1 protein-coding gene is annotated in these 3,250 nt (G+C 75.5%); it reads left to right on the forward strand.

From position 1 onward, the window contains the following. A partial coding sequence (locus WA788_RS35130; RefSeq protein WP_335984464.1) for a type I polyketide synthase occupies positions 1–3,250 on the forward strand: 3,250 nt, incomplete at both ends.

Raw genomic sequence — 3,250 nt, forward strand, 5'->3', positions numbered from 1 at the left:
CCGCCCGGCCGTGACCGCCGGACTGGCGGCGACGCTGGCCCTGGTGCAGGGCCTCGGGGACGCGGGGATCGGGGCGCCGCTGTGGCTTGCCACTTCTGGTGCGGTCGCGGCGGGTCCGGGTGAGGTGCTGGCCCACCCGGTGCAGGCGCAGGTGTGGGGTCTGGGCCGGGTCGTGGCTCTGGAACACCCGGACCGCTGGGGCGGGTTGGTGGACCTGCCGGAGTCGCTGGACGAGCGTGCCGCCGCGCGGCTGGTCGGTGTACTGGCCGGCTGCGGGGAGAACGAGGTGGCCCTGCGGCCCTCCGGAGCCCTCGCCCGCCGGCTCGCGCGCGTGACACGGCGTACCGCGGGCGAGGACCGTACGGCCCTCGGCACCACGCTGATCACCGGCGGCACGGGTGCGATCGCCGGACACGTGGCGCGCCGCCTCGCCGGCCGCGGTGCCGAACGGCTGGTGCTGACCAGCCGTTCGGGCGCTTCGGCGCAGGGCGCCGCCGCTCTCGCCGCCGAACTGGCGCAGGCCGGCTCCGCGGTGGAGGTCGTCGCATGTGACGTCAGCGAACGGGCCCCGCTGGCCGCCCTGTTGGACCGGATCGACGCGACCGGCCCGCGGCTGGCGTCCGTACTGCACACCGCCGCCGTCCTGGACGACGGGATGCTGGACGGCCTCGACGCGTCCCGCCTGGAGACGGTGCTGCGGGTCAAGGCCCAAGGTGCCGCCCTGCTCGACGAGTTGACCGCCGACCGCGACCTGGAGAGCTTCGTGCTGTTCTCCGCGGCCGCCGCCACGCTCGGCGGACCCGGCCAGGGCAGCTACGCGGCAGCCAACGCCTACCTCGACGCGCTGGCGGAGCACCGCCGCTCCCGCGGCCTGGCCGGCCTGGCCGTGGCCTGGGGGCCCTGGAGCGGCGGCGGCCTCGCGGAGACCGGAGAGGCGGCCCGCGCCCGGATGCGCCAGATGCCGCTGCCCCCGATGGACCCGCAGCTCGCGGCCCGCGCCCTGGACGAGGCGATGGCAGGCTCCGACGCCACGCTGACCGTCATGGACGTCGACTGGGACCGGCTGGGGTCCGACGCGGGCGCCGCCGGCGTACTGGGACGGCCGCTGCTCCGCGACCTGCCCGACGCCCGCCGCCTGCTCGCGGCCGCGGAGAACACGCTCACCGTGGTCCACGCCGAGGGCGAACTCGCCCGGCAGCTTGCCGGGATGGGCCGCTCCGAGCAGGAACGCGTCCTGACGGACCTCGTACGCGGCGAGGCGGCCGTCGTGCTCGGGCACACCTCGGCCGACGCGGTCGAGGACCGGCGCGCCTTCAAGGACCTCGGCTTCGACTCGCTCACCTCGGTCGAGCTGCGCAACCGCCTCAACGCCGCCACCGGCCTGCGGCTGCCCGCCACCCTCGTCTTCGACTACCCGACCCCCCAGGCGCTCGCCGCCTTCCTGCGCGGCGAACTGACCGGCCGCCAGGGCGTTTCCGCCCCCGTGGTCACCGTGGCCGCAGTCGCCGTGGACGAGCCGGTGGCGATCGTCGGCATGGCCTGCCGCTTCCCCGGCGGCGCCGGAACCCCCGAGCAGTTCTGGGACTTCCTCACCTCCGGCGGCGACGCGGTGGGCGCCTTCCCGACCGACCGCGGCTGGGACCTGGAAGGCGTCTTCGACCCGGACGGCGAGCGCGAGGGCACCTCCTACGTCGCCCAGGGCGCGTTCCTGCGCGAAGTGGCCGACTTCGACGCCGACTTCTTCGGGATCAGCCCGCGCGAGGCGCTGGCGATGGACCCGCAGCAGCGGCTCATGCTGGAGACGTCCTGGGAGGCGCTGGAGCGGGCCGGGATCGACCCGGCGACTCTGCGGGAGAGCGCCACCGGTGTCTTCGCCGGCGGCTTCACCTCCGGTTACAGCTTCGGGCTGGCGCTGGCCAACCAGGGCGACTCCGGCTCCGAGGGGCACTCGCTCACCGGCAACGCCACCAGTGTGCTCTCCGGCCGGGTCTCCTACGCCCTCGGTCTCGAGGGCCCCGCCATGACCATCGACACCGCCTGCTCCTCCTCCCTGGTCGCGCTCCACCTGGCCATCCAGGCGCTGCGCTCCGGCGAGTGCACGCTCGCCCTGGCCGGCGGCGCCACCGTGATGGCCACCCCGGGCACCTTCATCGACTTCTCCCGCCAGCAGGGGCTTTCGGCCGACGGCCGCTGCCGCGCCTTCTCCGAGGACGCGGACGGCACCGGCTGGGCCGAGGGCGCCGGCATCCTCGTGGTCGAGCGGCTGTCGGACGCCCGGCGCAACGGGCACGAGGTCCTCGCGGTCGTACGGGGCTCCGCGGTCAACCAGGACGGCGCGTCCAACGGTCTCACCGCGCCCAACGGCCCCTCGCAGCAGCGCGTCATCCGGGCGGCCCTCGCGAGCGCCGGGCTGACCGCCGCCGACGTGGACGTCGTCGAGGCCCACGGCACCGGCACCAAGCTCGGCGACCCGATCGAGGCCGGCGCGCTGCTGGCGACCTACGGCCAGGAGCGGACCGCGGACCGGCCGCTGTGGCTGGGCTCGGTGAAGTCCAACATCGGCCACACGCAGGCCGCGGCGGGCGTCGCGGGCATCATCAAGATGGTGCTGGCCCTCCGGCACGAGCAGCTGCCGCAGACTCTCCACGCCGAGGAGCCGTCCTCGCACGTCGACTGGACGGCCGGCGCGGTCCGGCTGCTGAGCGAGCCGGTGGCATGGCCGACCGGTGAGCAGCCGCGCCGGGCCGCTGTGTCCTCGTTCGGGATGAGCGGGACGAACGCGCACGTCATCCTGGAGGAGGCCCCGGCGCCGAAGCCCGAGGAGGCCGAGGCGGCCGCTTCGGAGCCTGACGGCACGGCGGGCGAGCTGCCGGTGCTGTCGGGCGACGGTGCCGGTGCCGGTGCGTGGCTGGTGTCGGGCCGTTCGGCGGCGGGCCTGGCGGGGCAGGCGGAGCGCTTGCGGGAGTGGGTCGACGGGCGTCCGGGTCTCGAACCGCCGGATGTGGCGTGGTCGTTGGCGGCGACCCGTTCCGCCTTCGAGCACCGGGCGGTGGTGGTGGGTGGTGACCGGGCCGCGCTGCTGAGCGGCTTGGAGAGCCTTGCCGCGGGTGTCCCGGCAGGCGCGGTCGCCTCTGGCCGGGCCCGATCTGAGGCGCGTCCGGTGTTCGCGTTTGCGGGTCAGGGTTCGCAGTGGGTGGGGATGGGGCGTGAGCTGGCGGGTGTGTCGCCGGTGTTCGCGGCTCGGTTGGCG

It is taken from the genome of Streptomyces sp. CA2R106 (genome assembly GCF_037034245.1).
Classification (GTDB): Bacteria; Actinomycetota; Actinomycetes; order Streptomycetales; family Streptomycetaceae; genus Actinacidiphila.